The organism is Micromonospora sp. URMC 107 (genome assembly GCF_051386315.1).
Classification (GTDB): domain Bacteria; phylum Actinomycetota; class Actinomycetes; order Mycobacteriales; family Micromonosporaceae; genus Micromonospora.
The window spans coordinates 25962-42553 of sequence record NZ_JBPQTK010000027.1 but is presented as its reverse complement, the minus strand read 5'-3'; the positions used below and the strand labels follow the sequence as shown (position 1 = coordinate 42553).

Annotated in this window: 12 protein-coding genes; 5 read left to right on the top strand and 7 right to left on the bottom strand. The window is 75.6% G+C overall.

Annotated elements, in window-relative coordinates; translation table 11 throughout:
- Positions 1-35: 35 nt before the first annotated feature.
- Both ACSNN9_RS09265 and ACSNN9_RS09260 read left to right on the top strand, forming a co-directional pair.
- Positions 36-1082, top strand: a complete 1047-nt coding sequence (locus ACSNN9_RS09265) for a LacI family DNA-binding transcriptional regulator (RefSeq protein ID WP_436672529.1) — start codon at positions 36-38, stop codon at positions 1080-1082.
- A 59-nt stretch (positions 1083-1141) separates the two neighbouring features.
- Positions 1142-2818: a glycoside hydrolase family 13 protein gene (locus tag ACSNN9_RS09260; protein ID WP_436672557.1), complete on the top strand. Its 1677-nt coding sequence runs from the start codon at positions 1142-1144 to the stop codon at positions 2816-2818.
- 52 nt (positions 2819-2870) lie between these two features.
- On the opposite strand, the gene ACSNN9_RS09255 is transcribed toward ACSNN9_RS09260, so the two are convergent.
- The 4 genes from ACSNN9_RS09255 to xylA form a co-directional block, all read right to left on the bottom strand.
- Positions 2871-4295, bottom strand: coding sequence for an MFS transporter (locus ACSNN9_RS09255; protein ID WP_436672528.1), 1425 nt, complete (start codon positions 4293-4295; stop codon positions 2871-2873).
- Between the two features lie 62 nt (positions 4296-4357).
- Positions 4358-5461, bottom strand: a complete 1104-nt coding sequence (locus tag ACSNN9_RS09250; protein ID WP_436672527.1) for a DUF5925 domain-containing protein — start codon at positions 5459-5461, stop codon at positions 4358-4360.
- A gap of 40 nt (positions 5462-5501) precedes the next feature.
- Positions 5502-6953 (bottom strand): xylulokinase, encoded by a 1452-nt coding sequence (gene xylB / locus ACSNN9_RS09245; protein ID WP_436672525.1) that lies wholly within the window; start codon positions 6951-6953, stop codon positions 5502-5504.
- 11 nt (positions 6954-6964) lie between these two features.
- On the bottom strand, positions 6965-8152 hold the full coding sequence (xylA, locus tag ACSNN9_RS09240) for a xylose isomerase (protein WP_436672523.1): 1188 nt from the start codon (positions 8150-8152) through the stop codon (positions 6965-6967).
- Between the two features lie 49 nt (positions 8153-8201).
- Between xylA and ACSNN9_RS09235 the strand changes: the two genes are divergently transcribed.
- On the top strand, positions 8202-9467 hold the full coding sequence (locus ACSNN9_RS09235; protein WP_436672555.1) for an ROK family protein: 1266 nt from the start codon (positions 8202-8204) through the stop codon (positions 9465-9467).
- Positions 9468-9593: 126 nt separating this feature from the next.
- Positions 9594-11249, top strand: coding sequence for a SpoIIE family protein phosphatase (locus ACSNN9_RS09230; protein ID WP_436672521.1), 1656 nt, complete (start codon positions 9594-9596; stop codon positions 11247-11249).
- Positions 11250-11337: 88 nt separating this feature from the next.
- On the opposite strand, the gene ACSNN9_RS09225 is transcribed toward ACSNN9_RS09230, so the two are convergent.
- Positions 11338-11871, bottom strand: a complete 534-nt coding sequence (locus ACSNN9_RS09225; RefSeq protein WP_436672520.1) for a MarR family winged helix-turn-helix transcriptional regulator — start codon at positions 11869-11871, stop codon at positions 11338-11340.
- Positions 11872-11967: 96 nt separating this feature from the next.
- On the opposite strand from ACSNN9_RS09225, the gene ACSNN9_RS09220 reads away from it, so the two are divergent.
- The gene (locus ACSNN9_RS09220; protein ID WP_436672518.1) at positions 11968-13098 is read left to right on the top strand and encodes a PP2C family protein-serine/threonine phosphatase; all 1131 of its coding nucleotides are present in this window, start codon (positions 11968-11970) and stop codon (positions 13096-13098) included.
- 13 nt (positions 13099-13111) lie between these two features.
- Here ACSNN9_RS09220 and ACSNN9_RS09215 read toward each other — a convergent pair whose 3' ends face one another.
- Positions 13112-14593 carry a sugar transferase gene (locus tag ACSNN9_RS09215; RefSeq protein ID WP_436672516.1) on the bottom strand — a complete coding sequence of 494 codons (1482 nt, stop codon included), beginning with the start codon at positions 14591-14593 and terminating at the stop codon, positions 13112-13114.
- A gap of 212 nt (positions 14594-14805) precedes the next feature.
- Positions 14806-16566, bottom strand: coding sequence for a substrate-binding domain-containing protein (locus ACSNN9_RS09210; RefSeq protein ID WP_436672514.1), 1761 nt, complete (start codon positions 16564-16566; stop codon positions 14806-14808).
- Between the last annotated feature and the right edge of the window lie 26 nt (positions 16567-16592).

Here is a 16592-nt window from a genome sequence, read left to right as displayed (position 1 = left end):
CCGGCGGCGGCGGAGCGGGCGGAGCGGGGGTAGCGGTGACGAGGATCGACGATGTCGCACGCCTGGCCGGGGTCTCCACCGCCACCGTGTCCCGGGCGCTGCGGGGGCTGCCGACGGTCTCGGCAGCGACCCGCCGCCGGGTGCTCGCGGCGGCCGAGCAACTGGAGTACGCCGTCTCGCCGAGCGCCTCGCGCCTGGCCGGCGGGCGCACCGGCACGGTCGCCGTCGTGGTCCCCCGCATCACCCGGTGGTTCTTCGGGACCGTCGTCGAGGCGGTCGAGGACTTCCTCCAGCAGGCGGGCTACGACCTGCTGCTGCACAACCTGGGCGGGCGCGAACAGATCCGCCAGCGGGTGCTGCGCACCGCCAACCTGCACAAGCGGGTGGACGCGATCATGCTGGTCGCCACGCCGCTGCGGCCCGCCGACCTGACCGCCCTGGCCAAGCTGGAACTGCCCGGGGTGACCATCAGCTCCGGCACGGTGGTGCCCGGCTGGCCCTGCGTCCGCATCGACGACGTGGGCGTCGCCCGGACCGCCACCCGCCACCTGCTCGACCTGGGCCACCGCAGGATCGCCCACATCTCCGGCGACCCGGACGACGAGCTGGCCTACACCACCCACCTCGACCGGCGGCGCGGCTACCGGGACGCGCTGCGCGACGCCGGGATCGACCCGGACCCCAGCCTCGACGTGGAGTCGCAGTTCACCATCAGCGGCGGCACGCGGGCCACCGAGGAACTGCTCCGGCGCGGCGACCCGCCGACGGCGATCTTCGCGGCCTGCGACGAGATGGCGATGGGGGCGATGACCGCGCTGCGCGACGCCGGCCTGCGGGTGCCGCAGGACGTCAGCGTGATCGGCGTCGACGACCACGACCTGGCCGGCGTCCTCGGGCTGAGCACCATCGCCCAGCCCGCGGCGGAGCAGGGCCGGCTCGCCGCGCGGATCCTGCTCGACCCGCTGCACGGTGGGGTCCTGGCGCAGCGGAGCGGCCCCTATCTCGACACGCCGGGATCGCCGGTGATCCTGCCCACTCGGCTCGTCGTGCGTGAATCGACCGCACCACCCCGGGCACACTAACGGCAACCGCCGACCCCGGGCAGCATCCGACCGTCCGGCTCGACACACGGGAGAAGGCCCTGAACAGCAACCCGACGCACCAGGACACGCCCGCCGGCCCGGCCACCGGTTGGTGGACCAGGGCCACCATCTACCAGGTCTATCCGCGCTCCTTCGCCGACTCCGACGGCGACGGGATCGGTGACCTGCCCGGCATCACCGCCCGCCTGGACCACCTCGTGGAACTGGGCGTGGACGCGCTCTGGCTGTCGCCGTTCTACCCGTCGCCGCAGGCCGACGCCGGGTACGACGTGGCGGACTACCGGGACGTGGACCCGCTCTTCGGCACCCTCGCCGACGCCGACCGGCTGATCGGCGAGGCGCACTCGCGCGGGCTGCGGGTCATCGTCGACCTGGTGCCGAACCACACGTCGTCGGCGCACCGGTGGTTCCAGGCGGCGCTCCCCGCCGCCCCGGGCAGCCCGGAGCGCGCCCGCTACGTCTTCCGCGACGGCCGCGGGCCGGACGGCGCGCAGCCGCCCAACGACTGGCAGAGCGTCTTCGGCGGGCCGGCCTGGACCCGCGTCACCGAGGCCGACGGCCGCCCCGGCCAGTGGTACCTGCACCTGTTCGACGCCGGGCAGCCCGACCTCAACTGGGACAACCCCGAGGTCCGGGAGGAGTTCCTGGGGGTGCTGCGGTTCTGGCTGGACCGCGGCGTCGACGGCTTCCGCGTCGACGTGGCGCACGGCCTGATCAAGCAGGCCGACCTGGCAGACTGGCAGGAGCCGCAGGAGATCCTCTCCGGCCAGGAGGTCGACAAGCCGCGCCCGCCGATGTGGGACCAGGAAGGCGTGCACGACATCTACCGGGACTGGCGGCGCCTGCTGGACGGCTATCCGGGCGAACGGATCCTGGTCGCCGAGGCGTGGGTCGAGCCGGCCGAGCGGCTGGCCCGCTACGTCCGCCCGGACGAGATGCACCAGGCGTTCAACTTCGAGTACCTGCTCGCCGCGTGGACCGCGCCGGCCCAGTACGCGGTGATCACCCGCTCGCTGGAGGCCACCGACTCCGTCGGCGCCCCGACCACCTGGGTGCTCTCCAACCACGACGTGGTCCGGCACGCCTCCCGGTTGGGGCTGCCGGTCGGCGCCAAGCGGCCCAACGGCATCGGCATCGGCGACCCGCAGCCGGACGCCGCGCTCGGCCTGCGCCGGGCCCGGGCGGCCAGCCTGCTGATGCTCGCCCTGCCCGGCTCGGCCTACCTCTACCAGGGCGAGGAGCTGGGCCTGCCGGAGCACACCACGATGCCCGACGAGGCCCGGCAGGACCCGACCTGGATGCGCAGCGGGCACACCGAGCGGGGCCGGGACGGCTGCCGGGTGCCGATCCCGTGGGAGGCCGACGCCCCGTCGTACGGCTTCGGGCCGACCGACGCGAGCTGGCTGCCGCAACCGTCGCTCTGGGCGGAGTACGCCCTGGACCGGCAGCGGGACACGCCCGGCTCGACGTACGAGCTGTACCGGACGGCGCTGCGGCTGCGCCGCGAGCACCGGCTCGGCGAGGGCACGCTGGAGTGGCTCGCCTCCGGCGACGAGGTGCTCTCGTTCCGCAACGGCGCGCTGACCGTGCTGACCAACTTCGGCGACGCCGCCGTGCCGGTGCCCACCGGGACCGAACTGGTGCACGCCAGCGCCCCGCTGGACGCCGACGGTCGCGTTCCCACCGACGTCACCATCTGGGTCCGCTCGGCCTGACACGGCAGGGGGTCCCCCGGCAGCGCCGCGACGTTGCCGGGGGACCCTCTCCCTACAGGCGCTCGGCGCGGTCGTGCAGCAGGTCGCCGACGGCGGCGATGTCGCCCGGCGAGGTGCGCGAGGCCAGCCAGTACATGACGCCCGTCGGGATGAAGAAGAGCTGGAAGGCCGCCAGCCCGACGGCGTAGTTCAGCGGTGGCGGGAAGGCCGCCCGCAGGCCGTGGAAGGCCACCCCGACCAGTCCGTTGCCGGCCGCCCGGCCGACGCCGTTGACCAGGTTGCCGAGGCTGTAGACGGTCCCCCGGTGCTCGGGCGGGTTGACGTCGGCGATCAGGGCGAACCAGTTCGGCGAGTTGGCCGAGGTGAGGGCCAGGGCCACCACGGCGGTGAGCAGGCTCAGCCCGACCGTCGGCTCGGTGACCACGCTGGCCAGCACCGCCCGGACCACCGTCCCCGCGCCGGCGCCGTCCGGCACGTCGATACGTACCGGCACGAAGAAGAGCACCAGGTAGAACGGCAGCGCCGCGAGGACGCCGACCGCCGCGACCAGCGCCCGGCCCCGGGGCGTACGCCGTTGCAGCGCGTCGCCGACCAGCCCGCCCACGATGGAGAGCACCCCGCCGAGCTGGAACAGGGTGGCGAAGACGCTGCCCACCACCACGGCGGTGGCGGCGGAGTAGCCCTGGTCCTCGGCCCGCTCGGCGAAGAGCACCGGCAGCCAGACCAGCGACCCGAAGGCCGCCTGGGCGGTGAGGCCCTGCAGGATCAGCCAGCGGTTCGTACGCCGGCCGAGGATTCTCGGCAGGTCCGCCCGGCTGATCCGGTAGTCGTACTCGGCGCCGGTGGCGAGCGCGTCGGCCAGCTCCGGCTCGCTCTGCCCGCGCCGGATGTCGTAGGTGAACAGGTAGGCGACGGTGGCCGCGAGGCCGACCACGGTCAGCAGCAGGAACGGCCGCCGCCAGTCGGCGGCCCCCAGCAGGCCGCCGACCAGCGTGCCGGCCAGCGTGCCGACGCCCTGGGACAGCCCCCAGAAGCTCATCACCAGCCCCCGGCGGCGGGGTGAGATCAGGTCGGTGACGACCGAGAAGCCGACCGACCCGACCGCGCCCAGCCCGACCGCCGCCAGGAGCTGCGCGGCCAGGAAGGCGGGATAGTTCACCGCGACGGCGCTGCCGCCCGTGCCGAGCGCCCAGATCAGGGTGCCGAGCATCAGCAGCGGCTTGCGGTTCGCGCGGTCGCCGACGTACGCCCAGCCCACCGCGGCCACCGCGCTGGCCAGGAAGCTCACGGCGGTGACCAGGCCGAGCAGCCGCTGCGGCACGTCGAAGGCGTCGGAGATGGGCCCGTACAGCGGGGGGACCAGGCCGATCGCCACGTTGTCCAGCGAGGCGAGCAGCACGAAGACCACGACGCTGTAGAACCGGTGCGCGGGCGTCCCGCCCCGGGCCCGCGCCGGCCCGCCCCTGGTCGAGGTCATGTGCGGCAGCCAACCAGGATCAGGTCACGAGCGGGTGACGACGCGCGGGCGCGCCCGGCCGCTCAGAGATAGCCGCCGATCGCGGGCGGGGCGGCGGGCACGGCCGGCGTGCCCGCCCGCAGCGCGTACAGCTCGGCGAGGGTGGCGCCCTGGGGCGGCACCCCCGCCGCCGTGCCCAGCCATCCGGTCGCCTCCTCGTACGACAGCGGGCCGACCTCGATCCGGGCCAGGCAACGCCCCGGGCGGACCACCGCCGGGTGCAGCCGCGACAGGTCCTCGTTCGTGGTGATCGCGACGAGCACGTCACGCCCCTGCCCGAGCAGCCCGTCGGTGAGGTTGAGCAGCCGGGACAGGGCCTGCCCGGCGGCCTGCTTCGCCTCGCCCCGGATCAGCTCGTCGCAGTCCTCCAGGATGAGCAGCCGCCACCGGCGGCCCGTCCCCTGCTCGCCGTCCTCGTCCCCGACCGCCACCTCGGACAGGTACGCCGTGTCCGCGAAGAGCACGTCCGGGTCGAGCACGGCGTCGACCTGGCACCAGTCGCGCCAGGAGCGGGCGAGGGCGCGCAGCGCGGTGGTCTTGCCCGTCCCGGGCGCCCCGTGCAGCAGCACCAGCCGGCCGGAGAGGCGCTCCGGGGTGGTCGTCATCAGCGCGTCGAGCGCGTCGCGTGCCGCGGCGGCGTAGTTCGGCCGGATCTCCGCCCACTCCGGCGCGGCGATGGCGCGCACGTCGCGCTGGCTGCCCCGGCGGGGGTTCTGGTGCCAGAAGCCGATCCGCCCGGCGCCCGGGTCCTCCGGCTCGGCGGCGCCGTCGACGATCCGGTCGAGGGTCGCCCGGCCCACCTCCTCGGAGACCGCCGTGACCGTCACCTCGGCGCCGCGTCCCTTCCAGGTGACCACCCGGGCCGTCCAGCCGTCGCCGGCCAGCAGGCGGGACCGCTGCCGGTTCTCCACCGCCGTGCGCAGCAGCCGCCCGTCCGGGGCGGTCAGCGGCGCGTCGGGGCGCACCCGGGAGAGCCGGACCGTGTGCGACCACGGGTGCCGGCCGGTGACGAAGTCCGCCAGGACCAGCGCGTCGATGACGTCGCAGGGGGTGTCCGCGTCGTCGTACTGGAGCATCGAGGGGATGCCGGTGCCGGGTGCCTCGTCCGCTTCGGGGCTGGTTCGCATCCGTCGATGATCGCGAGCCGGCGCGCGTCCGTACAGTCGTTTACCCCGCCACGGCGTCGACCCGGTGCAGGAAGTGCTCGCGGGCGGCGGCGTACCGCTCGCGGATGGCGGGGACCGGGGTGGCGGCGTACTCCTCGGTGCCCTGGACGGACCACCTGGGGGGCGCCGCGCCGCCCAGGGCGACCCAGGCGGCCTGGCGCGCGGCGCCGTCGGCGACGTACTCGCCGGGCGGCGGGACGACCACCGGCACCCCGAGGACCTGCGGCGCGATCCGGCGCACGGCCGCCGAGCGGGCGCCGCCGCCCACCAGGATCACCCGGCGCACCGCGGCGCCCTGGGCGGTGAGCGCGTCGAGGCCGTCGGCGAGGGCGCAGAGCAGCCCCTCGACGGCGGCGCGCGCCAGGTGGGCCGCCGTCGAGGTGCGCAGGGTCAGCCCGTGCACGGCCCCGGACGCCAGCGGCCGGTCGGGCGTCCGCTCGCCCTCCAGGTAGGGCACCATGACCAGCCCGTCCGCGCCGGCGGGGGCGGCCAGCGCCAGCCCGGCCAGCTCGTCCAGGCCGACCCGGAGCATCGACGCGGCGGCGTCGAGCACCCGGGCCGCGTTGAGCGTGCAGACCAGGGGCAGGAAACGGCCGGTGGCGTCGGCGAAGCCGGCGACCGTGCCGCCCGGGTCGGCGGCCGGGGCGTCGGCGACGCTGAACACGGTGCCGGAGGTGCCGATCGAGACGACCACGTCGCCCGGGCCCGCGCCGACGCCGAGCGCGGCGGCGGCGTTGTCCCCGGTGCCGGGGCCGAGCACCGCCCCGCCGTCGGGCAGGCCCCGGAGTGCGTCGGGGCGTGCGGCGCCGGCCGGCTCCGCCGGACCGAGCACCCTCGGCACGTGCGGGCGCCGGCCGAACGCGCGCTCCAACAGGTCGAGCCGGTAGTCGCCGGTGGCCGGGGACCAGTAGCCGGTGCCGCTGGCGTCGCCCCGGTCGGTGCGCAGCGCCGCCAAGCCCGCCGCGCCGGCCAGCCGCCAGGTGAGCCAGTCGTGCGGCAGGCACACCGCCGCCACCCGGGCCGCGTGCTCCGGCTCGTGCCGGGCCAGCCAGCGCAGCTTCGTGGAAGTGAAGCTGGCCACCGGCACGCTGCCCACCGCGTCCGCCCAGAACCGGCGGCCGGCCTCCCCGCCACCGGCCTCCTCGACCAGCTCGGCGGCGGCCCCGGCGGAGCGGGTGTCGTTCCACAGCAGCGCCGGCCGGACCACGCCGCCCGCCTCGTCGAGGCACACCATGCCGTGCTGCTGGCCGGCGACGGAGACCGCCGCCACGTCGGCCAGCCCGCCGGCGGCGTCGACCGCCGCGCCCAGCGCGGACCACCACGCCGCGGGGTCGACCTCCGTGCCGTCCGGGTGCGGCGCCCGGCCCTGCCGGAGCAGGGCGCCCGTCTCCGCGTCCCGGACGACGACCTTGCAGGACTGGGTCGAGGAGTCGACCCCCGCGACGATCGGCATCGCCGGCGGCCTCAGCGGGCGCCGAGCAGGTGCTCGACGGCGAGCTGGTTGAGCCGGACGAAGCCGAAGCCCCGCGCGGCGGCCCCGTCCACGTCGAACTCCTCGAACGCGGTACGGTCGGCGAGCAGGTCGGCGTAGCCCTCCCCCGGCGCCAGCGTCGGCGTGCCGAGGTCGGCGACCCGGCTCGCGGCCAGCGCCTCGGCGACCTCCGGGTCCGCCCGGAACGCCGCCGCCCGCTCCTTGAGCAGGAGGTAGGTGCGCATGTTCGCCTCCGCCGACGCCCAGACGCCGGTCATGTCCTCGGTGCGCGAGGGCTTGTAGTCGAAGTGCCGGGGGCCGTCGTAGGCGGGAACGCCGCCGGGGCCGCCGTGCTCCAGCAGGTCGACCAGCGCGAACGCGTTCAGCAGGTCGCCGTGGCCGAAGACGAGGTCCTGGTCGTACTTGACGCCGCGCTGGCCGTTGAGGTCGATGTGGAACAGCTTGCCCTGCCAGAGCGCCTGGGCGATGCCGTGGGCGAAGTTCAGGCCGGCCATCTGCTCGTGCCCCACCTCCGGGTTGAGCCCGACCAGCTCGGGGCGGGCCAGGGTGGAGATGAAGGCCAGGGCGTGCCCGACGGTGGGCAGCAGGATGTCGCCGCGCGGCTCGTTCGGCTTGGGCTCGATGGCGAAGCGCAGGTCGTAGCCGGAGTCGACGACGTACTGGCAGAGCAGGTCGACGGCCTCCCGGTAGCGGTCCAGCGCGGCCCGGACGTCCTTGGCGAGGTCGTACTCGGCGCCCTCCCGGCCGCCCCACATCACGAAGGTGCGGGCACCCAGCTCCGCGGCGAGGTCGACGTTGCGCAGCACCTTGCGCAGCGCGTACCGCCGGACGTCGCGGTCGTTGCTGGTGAAGCCGCCGTCCTTGAAGACCGGGTGGGTGAAGAGGTTGGTGGTCACCATCGGCACCACCAGGCCGGTCTCGTCGAGCGCCTTGCGGAAGCGGGCCACGTGCCGGTCGCGGGCGGCGGCGTCCGCGCCGAAGGGCACCAGGTCGTCGTCGTGGAACGTGATCCCGTACGCCCCCAGCTCGGCGAGCCGGTGCACCGCCTCGACCGGGTCCAGCTCGGGGCGGGTGGCGTCGCCGAACGGGTCGCGGGCCTGCCAGCCCACCGTCCAGAGGCCGAAGGAGAACTTGTCGGCGGGGGTGGGACGGGGTGCCATGGCAGACCTCCGGGGGTGTCGTCCGCTATTTGTTCAGTGGTTGAATTATTTGATCGGCCTGTGGCAGTGTCAAGGGGTGACCCGACCCGACGCCCCGCCCGGGGCGGTGCGGCAGGGCAGCCTGCGCGAGTGGAACCTCGCCGTGGTGCTCGGCCGGATCGCCGCCGCCGACCGCCCGCCCTCCCGGGCCGAGCTGGCCGCCGGCACCGGCCTCACCCGGGCCACCGTCTCGGCCGTGGTGGAGGACCTGCTCGCCGGTCGGTTGGTCGCCGAGGCGGAGCCGACGCCCCGCACCGGCGCGGGACGGCCGTCGCGGGGCCTGGTGCTCGCCACGGACGGCCCGGCCGGGCTCGGCCTGGAGATCAACGTCGACTACCTGGCCGCCTGCGTGGTCGACCTCGCCGGCCGGGTCCGCCACCACACCGTGCACCGCGCCGACCTGCGGCCCGTCTCCCCCACCGAGGCGCTCGCCCGGCTGGTCGACCTGGCCGCCCGCGCCCGCGCCGACGCCACCCGGGAGGGGCTCACCCTGGCCGGCGCGGCCCTCGCGGTGCCCGGCCTGGTCGACGACGCCGGCCTGGTCCGGCTCGCGCCGAACCTCGGCTGGCGCGACGTGCCCGTACCCGCGCTGCTGGGCGCGGGGGCGCCGCTGACCGCGCACGTCGACGGCGTACCGCCGCTGGTGGTCGACAACGAGGCCAACCTCGCCGCGCTGGGCGAGTTGCACGCCGGCCCGGCGGGCCGGCCCAGCTTCCTGCACGTCTCCGGGGAGGTCGGCATCGGCGCCGGGATCGTGCTCGACGGAGCCCTGTTCCGGGGCGCGCGCGGCTGGAGCGGCGAGATCGGTCACATCCCGATCCGGCCCGACGGCCCGCCCTGCCGGTGCGGCGGCCGGGGCTGCCTGGAGACGTACGCCGGGCAGGAGGCGATCCTGGCGGCGGCCGGCCTCGCCGGCGCGGACCTCCCGGCGGACACCGCGACGACCCGGCTGGCCGAACTCGCCGGGGCCGGCGACCCCGCCGCGCTGCGGGCCCTCGCCGAGGCGGGGACTGCCCTGGGGGTCGCCGTCGCCGGCGTGGTGAACCTGCTGGACCTCGACACCGTGGTGCTCGGCGGCGGATACGCCCCGCTCGCGCCGTGGCTGCGCCCGCCGGTGCTCGCCGAGATCTCCCGGCGCGTGCTCACCGCGGCCTGGTCGCCGGTCACCGTCCGCCCGGCGGCCCTCGGCGCCGCCGCCGCTGCCGTCGGTGGGGCCGGTTCGGTGGTACGCCGGATCCTGGCGCGCCCGGCCGGCTGGCTGGCCCGCCCGGCCTGAGCGCATTCCTCCGATGGCGGCGCGGCTCCGCCTCGGTACGCTTGCCCCGAGGCAACGACCCACATCCGAGGAGTGCACGACCAGCATGCGCACAGGTCACCAGACCGGGGCGCCCGGCGAGCCGCGGTGACCAGCGCTCCCCGGGGCGGTGTCACGGGCCCGGCCGAGGGCGGGCGACCCGGCCGCTCCCCCGGCGCCGCCCGGCCGGCCGACTCCCGGCTCACCCGGGAGGTGCTCGACGGGCTCGCCGAGGCGGTCGTGACGGCCGACCGGGCGGGACGGGTGACGCTGGTCAACGCGATGGCGACCGCGCTCCTCCCCGAGGTCGCGCCCGGCACGGACCTGAACACCTGCCCGGTACCGGCCATCGCCCGGGCGGTGCGGGCCGGGGCGGACAGCTTCGACACCGAACACGGCGGCCGCCGGCTGTGCGGCGTACGACGCGACCTGTCCGACGGGCGGCACGCCTGGTACGTGCGGGACGTCACCGAGGAACACGCGCGCGTGGAGGCGCTGCGCGTCGAGCGTTCCCGGACGGTGTTCCTCGCCCAGGCCGGCAGCCGGCTCGGGCTCTCCCTCCAGCGCGAGCAGACGCTGCGGACCGCGACGACCCTGCCCGTGCCCTACCTCGCCGACCTGGCGATGGTGGTCCACCTGCCGCCCCCGCCCGCGCAGGGCCAGCCGCACTGGATCCGGTACGACGGCGTCGATCCCGTCCCCGCGACCGGGCTGGCGACCTGGTCGCTGACCGCCTCGCTGCCCGGACTGGCCGAGGCGCTGGCCGGCCACGCGGCAGCCCCGGCCCGGTGGCCGGACGGGGAGACGGCCGACCTCTCCACCGTGCTTCCGCCCGGCTTCGGCCGGCCCGGCACCGTGCTGACCAGCCCCATGCGGGGCGCCGGCCGCACCACCGGCGCCCTGGTCCTGGTCCGGCGCGCCGGGCGTGCCGGTTTCGCCCGGCGCGACATCGAGCTGGCGCGGGAGTTCGCCGCCCGCGCGGGCGCGGCCCTCGGCGCCGCCGAGCTCTACGGCGGGCAGGTCCACCTCGCCCGGGTGCTGCAGAACAGCCTGCTCCCGCCCGACCTGCCGGCCGTACCGGGCGCCGCCCTCGCCGGCGGGTACCGGGCGGCCGGGGACCGGCTGCGCATCGGCGGCGACTTCTACGACGTGTTCCCCGTGCCGGGTGGCGCGATCTTCGCCCTCGGCGACGTGGCCGGCAAGGGCGTCGGCGCGGCCGTCCTCACCGGGCGGGTCCGCCAGTCCCTGCGAACACTGCGCCTGGTCGAGCAGCGCCCGCTGGAGTTGATGGGGCTGCTCAACCAGGCGCTCTTCGACGCCCCGGACGCGGCCCGCCGCAGCCAGTTCACCACCCTGCTGCTCGGCACCCTCGACGCGGCGTCCGACGGCGGCGTCGACGTCCGGATCGCCGGCGGCGGTCACCCGTCCCCGCTGCTGGTCCGCGCCGACGGCGGGGTCACCCCGGTCGCGGTCGGCGGCATGCCGGTGGGCGCGCTCGCCGCCGCCCGGTTCGCCGAGGCCGAACTCCACCTCGCCCCCGGCGAGCGGCTGCTCGCGTACACCGACGGGGTCCTCGAGGCGCGCGGCGGCCCCGGCGGCCAGGATCAGTTCGGCGAGGAACGGCTGCGCGCGGCGCTGGCCTCGGCCGCCGGGCTGCCCCCGGCCGCGCTGGTCGACCGGCTCCTCGGGGCCGTCGACGAGTGGCTCGACGGGCAGAGCCAGGACGACATCGCGATGCTGGCCGTCGCGGCCGCGCCGGCCTGACGCCGCGGCCGCGCGTCCGCTGGCCGCGCCCGACCTTCGGCGCACCCGTCGGCGGGGGAAGCCGCCGTGGAGGTCGCCGCCGCCCGGGTCAGGCCGTCCGGGCCACCCGCGGCCCGTTCCCCGGCCGCTCCTGCGCCGGCAGGCCGACCGGGCGCTCCAGCGGCACGCCCGGCCAAGGGCCGGCCGCCTCGACGGACTGCACGGACGCGTTCCGGTGGCGCGCCGCCTCGTCGAACTCCCGCATCCCCCGCAGCAGGGCCTGCCGCCCCTCGACGGTCATGTCGGCGAGGATCGCCGCGAGCTGCTGGCGCCGGTCGTCCCGCAGCTCGGCGAGGAGCCGGCGGGCCTCCGGGGTGAGGTGCAGCGAGATCTCCCGCCGGTCGAACCGGCCGGGCTCGCGCTCCAGCATGCCCGCCGCCACCAGCCGGTCGCAGAGCCGGCTGGCGGAGGAGAGCAGCATGTCGAGCCCGGTGGCCAGGCGACGGAGGTTGATCCCGTCGTGTTGCTCGACCAGCATGATCGCGCGCAACTGCGCGCCGGAGACCCGGCTGGTCGTCCGCTCCCGCGCGGCCTCCCAGACCGTCAGCAGGGCGTCGGCCACCGTGTCGAGCTCGACGGCCATACTCGTCTCGGGTCCGTAGGGACCGTGCACTTCCGCCATGGTGGGCCCGACACTACTCCGAATCCACTTGTCTGGGCTCGTGATGAAGGAGCGATGATGAGCGAACCGGTCGACCGGGCACGGCGCGTGCTAAACGAGGCGCCCGCCGACCTCCTGCTGGACCGGATCGCCGACGTCCTCGCCACGGGCTACGGGATCACCCGGGTGGACCTGCTCCAGGTCGACTACCGGTTGGCGGCGCTGCTCCCGCTGGTCGGGGACGAGCCCGTCACCACCCCGGGGCACCCCGCCTGGCGTTGCTTCGACCACCAGAGCCCGACCGTCGCCGACGACACCGGCTACCTCCCGGTGTCGATGCGCGGGGAACGCCGGGGCGTGCTGGTGGTGGCCCCCGCGCCGACCCGGCCGGCCGCGCTCGACGAGCTGACGGAGATCGCCACCGCGCTCGCCCACGAGATCGCGGCGGTCACCAACGGCACGGACGTCTACCGGTCCGCGCGCCGCAGCAGGCGACTCACCCTCGCCGCCGAGATGCAGTGGGAGATGCTCCCGGGCCGCAGCCGGACCCGCCCGTCGTTCAGCCTCGCCGGGCAGCTGGAACCGGCGTACGCCGTGCGCGGCGACAGCTTCGACTGGTCCGACGACGGCACCCAGGTCTGGTTGTCGACCATCAACGGCACGGGTGAGGGGGTGGCCGCCGCGATGCTCACCTCGCTCGCCACCCACGCGCTGCGCAACGCCCGCCGCTCCGGGCTCGGCCTCGCCGACCAGGCGGCCCTCGCCGACCAGGCCGTCTACGACCTGCACCGGGGCGACCGGCACCTCGCGGCGCTGCTGATGGAGCTGGACCTGCGCTCGGGGCTGCTCACCGTGGTCGACGCCGGGTCGCCCCGCCTCGTGCTGCTGCGCGACGGGACGGTGCGGGAGCTGCCGTTGGAGGCGCAGTTCCCGCTCGGCATGTTCGAGGCCACCGACTACCGGGAGCAGCGCTTCGAGCTGTGCCGGGGCGACCGGCTCTTCGTGGTCAGCGACGGCGTCATCGACGCCACCGGGCAGGACGTCCGCTACGGCGAGACCGCGTTGGACCGGTTCCTGCGCCGGACCGGGCCGATGGAGCCGCTGGACGCCGTCCGCTCGCTGATCGGCGACCTGCGCGCGTTCGTCGCCGGCGACCTGATCGACGACGCGGTGGTGGTGTGCCTGGACTGGACGGGCCCGCAGGACTGAGCGTGCGGGCCGGTCAGTAGGCCCCCCGGCTGTTGAGCACCGCGCCGAAGGTCTTCCAGAGGATCGTCAGGTCGGCCGCGAGCGACCAGTTCTCCACGTAGTAGAGGTCGAGCCGGATGCCGTCCTCCCAGCTCAGGTCCGACCGGCCGCTGACCTGCCAGAGCCCGGTCATGCCGGGCTTGACCAGCAGCCGGCGGGCCACGTCGCCGTCGTAGCGGGCCACCTCGGAGGGCAGCGGCGGGCGGGGGCCGACCAGGCTCATGTGCCCGAGCAGGACGTTGACCAGCTGCGGCAGCTCGTCCAGCGACCACTTGCGCAGCAGCCGCCCGATCCGGGTCACCCGCGGGTCGTCGCGCATCTTGAACATCAGGCCGTCGGTCTCGTTGCGGGCGGCCAGCGCGGCCAGCAGGGCGTCGGCGTTGACCACCATGGTGCGGAACTTGTAGACGCCGAACTCCCGCCCGCCCTGCCCGACCCGGGTCTGCCGGAACAGCACCGGCCCCCGGCTGTCGATCTTGATCGCCAGCGCCACGACGGCCAGCAGCGGCAGCAGCAGCGTCAGGGCCACCGAGGAGACGGCCCGGTCGACGAAGCCCTTGACCAGCTTGCGGGCCCCGCGGAACTCCGGCGCCTCGACGTGGATCAGCGGCAGGCCGGCGACCGGCCGGGTGTGGATGCGCGGGCCGGCGACGTCCGTCAACGCTGGGGCCACCACCAGGTCGATGCCGGTGCCCTCCAGTTGCCAGCCCAGCCGGCGCAGCCGGGTGGCGGTCAGCTCGCCGGAGGCGGTCACCGCGACGGTGTCCGCGCCGATGGCGGTGGCCGCCTCGGGGATGCCCCGGAACGAGCCGACCACCGGCACGTCGCCCAGCCGCTGCGCGACCGGGGCGAGCAGCGCGTCCGGGATGCAGGCGCCGACCACCTGGTAGCCCGCGTACGGCTCGCGGCGCAGGGTGTGCACCAGCTCCAGCACGTGCGCGGTGTCGCCGACCACCAGCACCTTGCGCGACCAGCCGGCGCCCGCGGACCGCGCCCGGTGCAGCCGCTTGCGGGCGGCGAACCGGGCCACCTCCAGGCCGAGCATGCCGACGGCGAACGAGATGCCGAGGAAGCCCCGGGAGACGCCGACGTCGGCGATGTAGCCGGCGATCGCGATGCCGCCGGCGAGGCGCAGGCTGGCGGTGCCGACCCGCCGGTACTCGTCGGCGCCGTAGCCGAGGACGCGGTCGTCGTAGCAGCGCAGCACCCGTAGCGAGACCAGCCAGGCGAGGACCAGCCCGGGGGCGACCAGGACGTACGGGATCTTCGAGCCGCCGGGGGCGTCGTCGCCGAACCGGGCGACGTACCCGACGAGCACGGCGACGGTCAGGACGGTGGTGTCCAGCACCACCAGGGAGCGGACGTAGGCGCGCTCGCGGCTGCGGGCCGGGCCCGGCCGTGGTTCGTCCGGTCTCGACGACGTGCTGGCGGGGGTCAACAGCGTCGCTGAGGTCACCGGCCCTCCCCACTTCGGTCGCCGACGGCCCGTACGGCCGGCCCGGGGCGCGGGCCCGACACAGGGGCACTAGGACATCCTGCCCCGCCAGCCATGGTCGCCGATTGCTTCGGACGCATTACCGTCACTACTTTCCCCGAGGATCCCCTTGTCGGGAAAGGGCCCACGGCACCCGGTCCCGTGCGGCGGGTCCGCCCGCGCTGCGTTACGGCTCAGGCCGGGGCCTTACGCAACGCGACCGCCTTGAGGAAGATGTCGCCGATCTTGGTCGGATCCTCGGTGACGAAGGCGCCGCCGCCGGTGACGTCGGTGATCGACTTCAGCTCGGCCCGGCTCACGTCACCGCCGATACCGATGATCACGACCTGCACCGGCCGCTCCGGGTCCTTGATCTTGTTCAGCTCGGCCAGCAGCTTCTGCTGCGTGATGCCGTCGGAGTCCTCGTTCTTGCCGTCGGTGAAGAGCACGACCGAGTTGACCCGGCCGGGCTCCCAGTTCTCCTGCACCTGCTGGTACGCCGCCAGCACCGTGTCGTAGAGGCCGGTGCTGCCGGCCGACGAGCGAATCGCGCCCAGGGACTGCTCCAGCTTGCCGCGCTGGCGGGACAGCGGCCCGATGGCGACCAGTTCCCGGTGGTCGACGGAGCCCACCAGCTCCGTGGAGAACGTCCAGAGACCGATCGACCAGGAGTCGTCGAAGAGGTTCAGCCCGCGCCGCGCCGCCTCGACGGTGACCTGCTGCCGGGTCGCGTTGCCGGCGTTGGCCACCTTCTCCTTCATGGACCCGGACACGTCGATGACGGCGAGCATCCGGCCGGACTGGGTGGCGATCGACCAGCTGGAGACCGCCCGTTCCATGGCCTGCGGGTCGAGCCCGCCCGGAGCCGATCCGCCGCCGTTGGCCGGTGGGGCCGGCGCGCCGCCGGCCGGGCTGGGCGCACCCTGCGGCGCGTCGAAGCCGGCGCCCCAGTTGCCGTCCGGCGCGCGCAGCGACTGACGCGCCAGCCGGTCGTGGAAGTCGTCGGTGACGAGCACCTCGTAGAGCACCCGCGCCGCCGACGCCTTGGCCGGTTCGATGCCGGGCAGCACCGCGTACGGGTAGTCCAGCGGCGCGGGCGCCGGCTCCAGGTAGAGCGCGGCCAGCGGCACCGGCGGCTTCCTGCTGTTGTACTGGATCACGTCTTCTTCCGAGAGCGCCGCCGCGCCCAGGCTGCTCGCGATCGTCGTGGGATCCGAGGCGGTGGGGAACCGGGCGAGCAGGTCCGGCCGCAGCGCCGAGCGGTCGGTGGCCAGCGCCCGCAGCGCGGCGACCTTCTCCTTCTCGGCGTCGGGGCCGCCGGAGGCGCTGGCGGCGGCCGTCAGCGAGAGCAGACCGGACAGGCCGGCGGCGTCACGGGTCGGCTCGACGATCCCGGTGCGCAACGGCTTGTCGCTCTGCACCTGCCGCAGGAGCTGGGTCCAGCTGAACTTCTTCTGCGGCCAGCCCAGCCGCGTGGCGACCGGCTGCGGCATCGCCACGACCACCGGGCTGCGCGCGATGGACGCCCCGATGCCCGGCTCGAAGGCGGTGGCACCACCGGTCTTGAGCCGCAGCAGCCACGTGGAGGAGTCGGGCACCCAGACGTCGGGGCTGACCGACGTGCCGCTGGCCTGCCCCACGCCGGCCAGGGTGACGCCGTGCTTCGCCGCGACCGTCGCGGCCACGTCGACCGGATCGGACGCCGAGACGTTCACCGCGATGCAGGTGCCGCCCACCGCGGCGCCGCTCTTCACCCACTTCGCCGCGGCGGCGTCGACCGCCGGGGCGAGTTCGGCGGCGACGGCGACGGAGAGCTCGATCCGCCCGGAGCAGTCCGGTTGCGCCAGCTGCTGGTAGCCGAACCAGCCGCCGGCCGTGACGGCGAGGACGCCCACGGCGGCGGCGGCGGTGGCTGCGTGGACGTTCCTACGCATGCGATGGCGGCCTGCTGACACGGTGACCATCTTGCGGACCCGCCAGG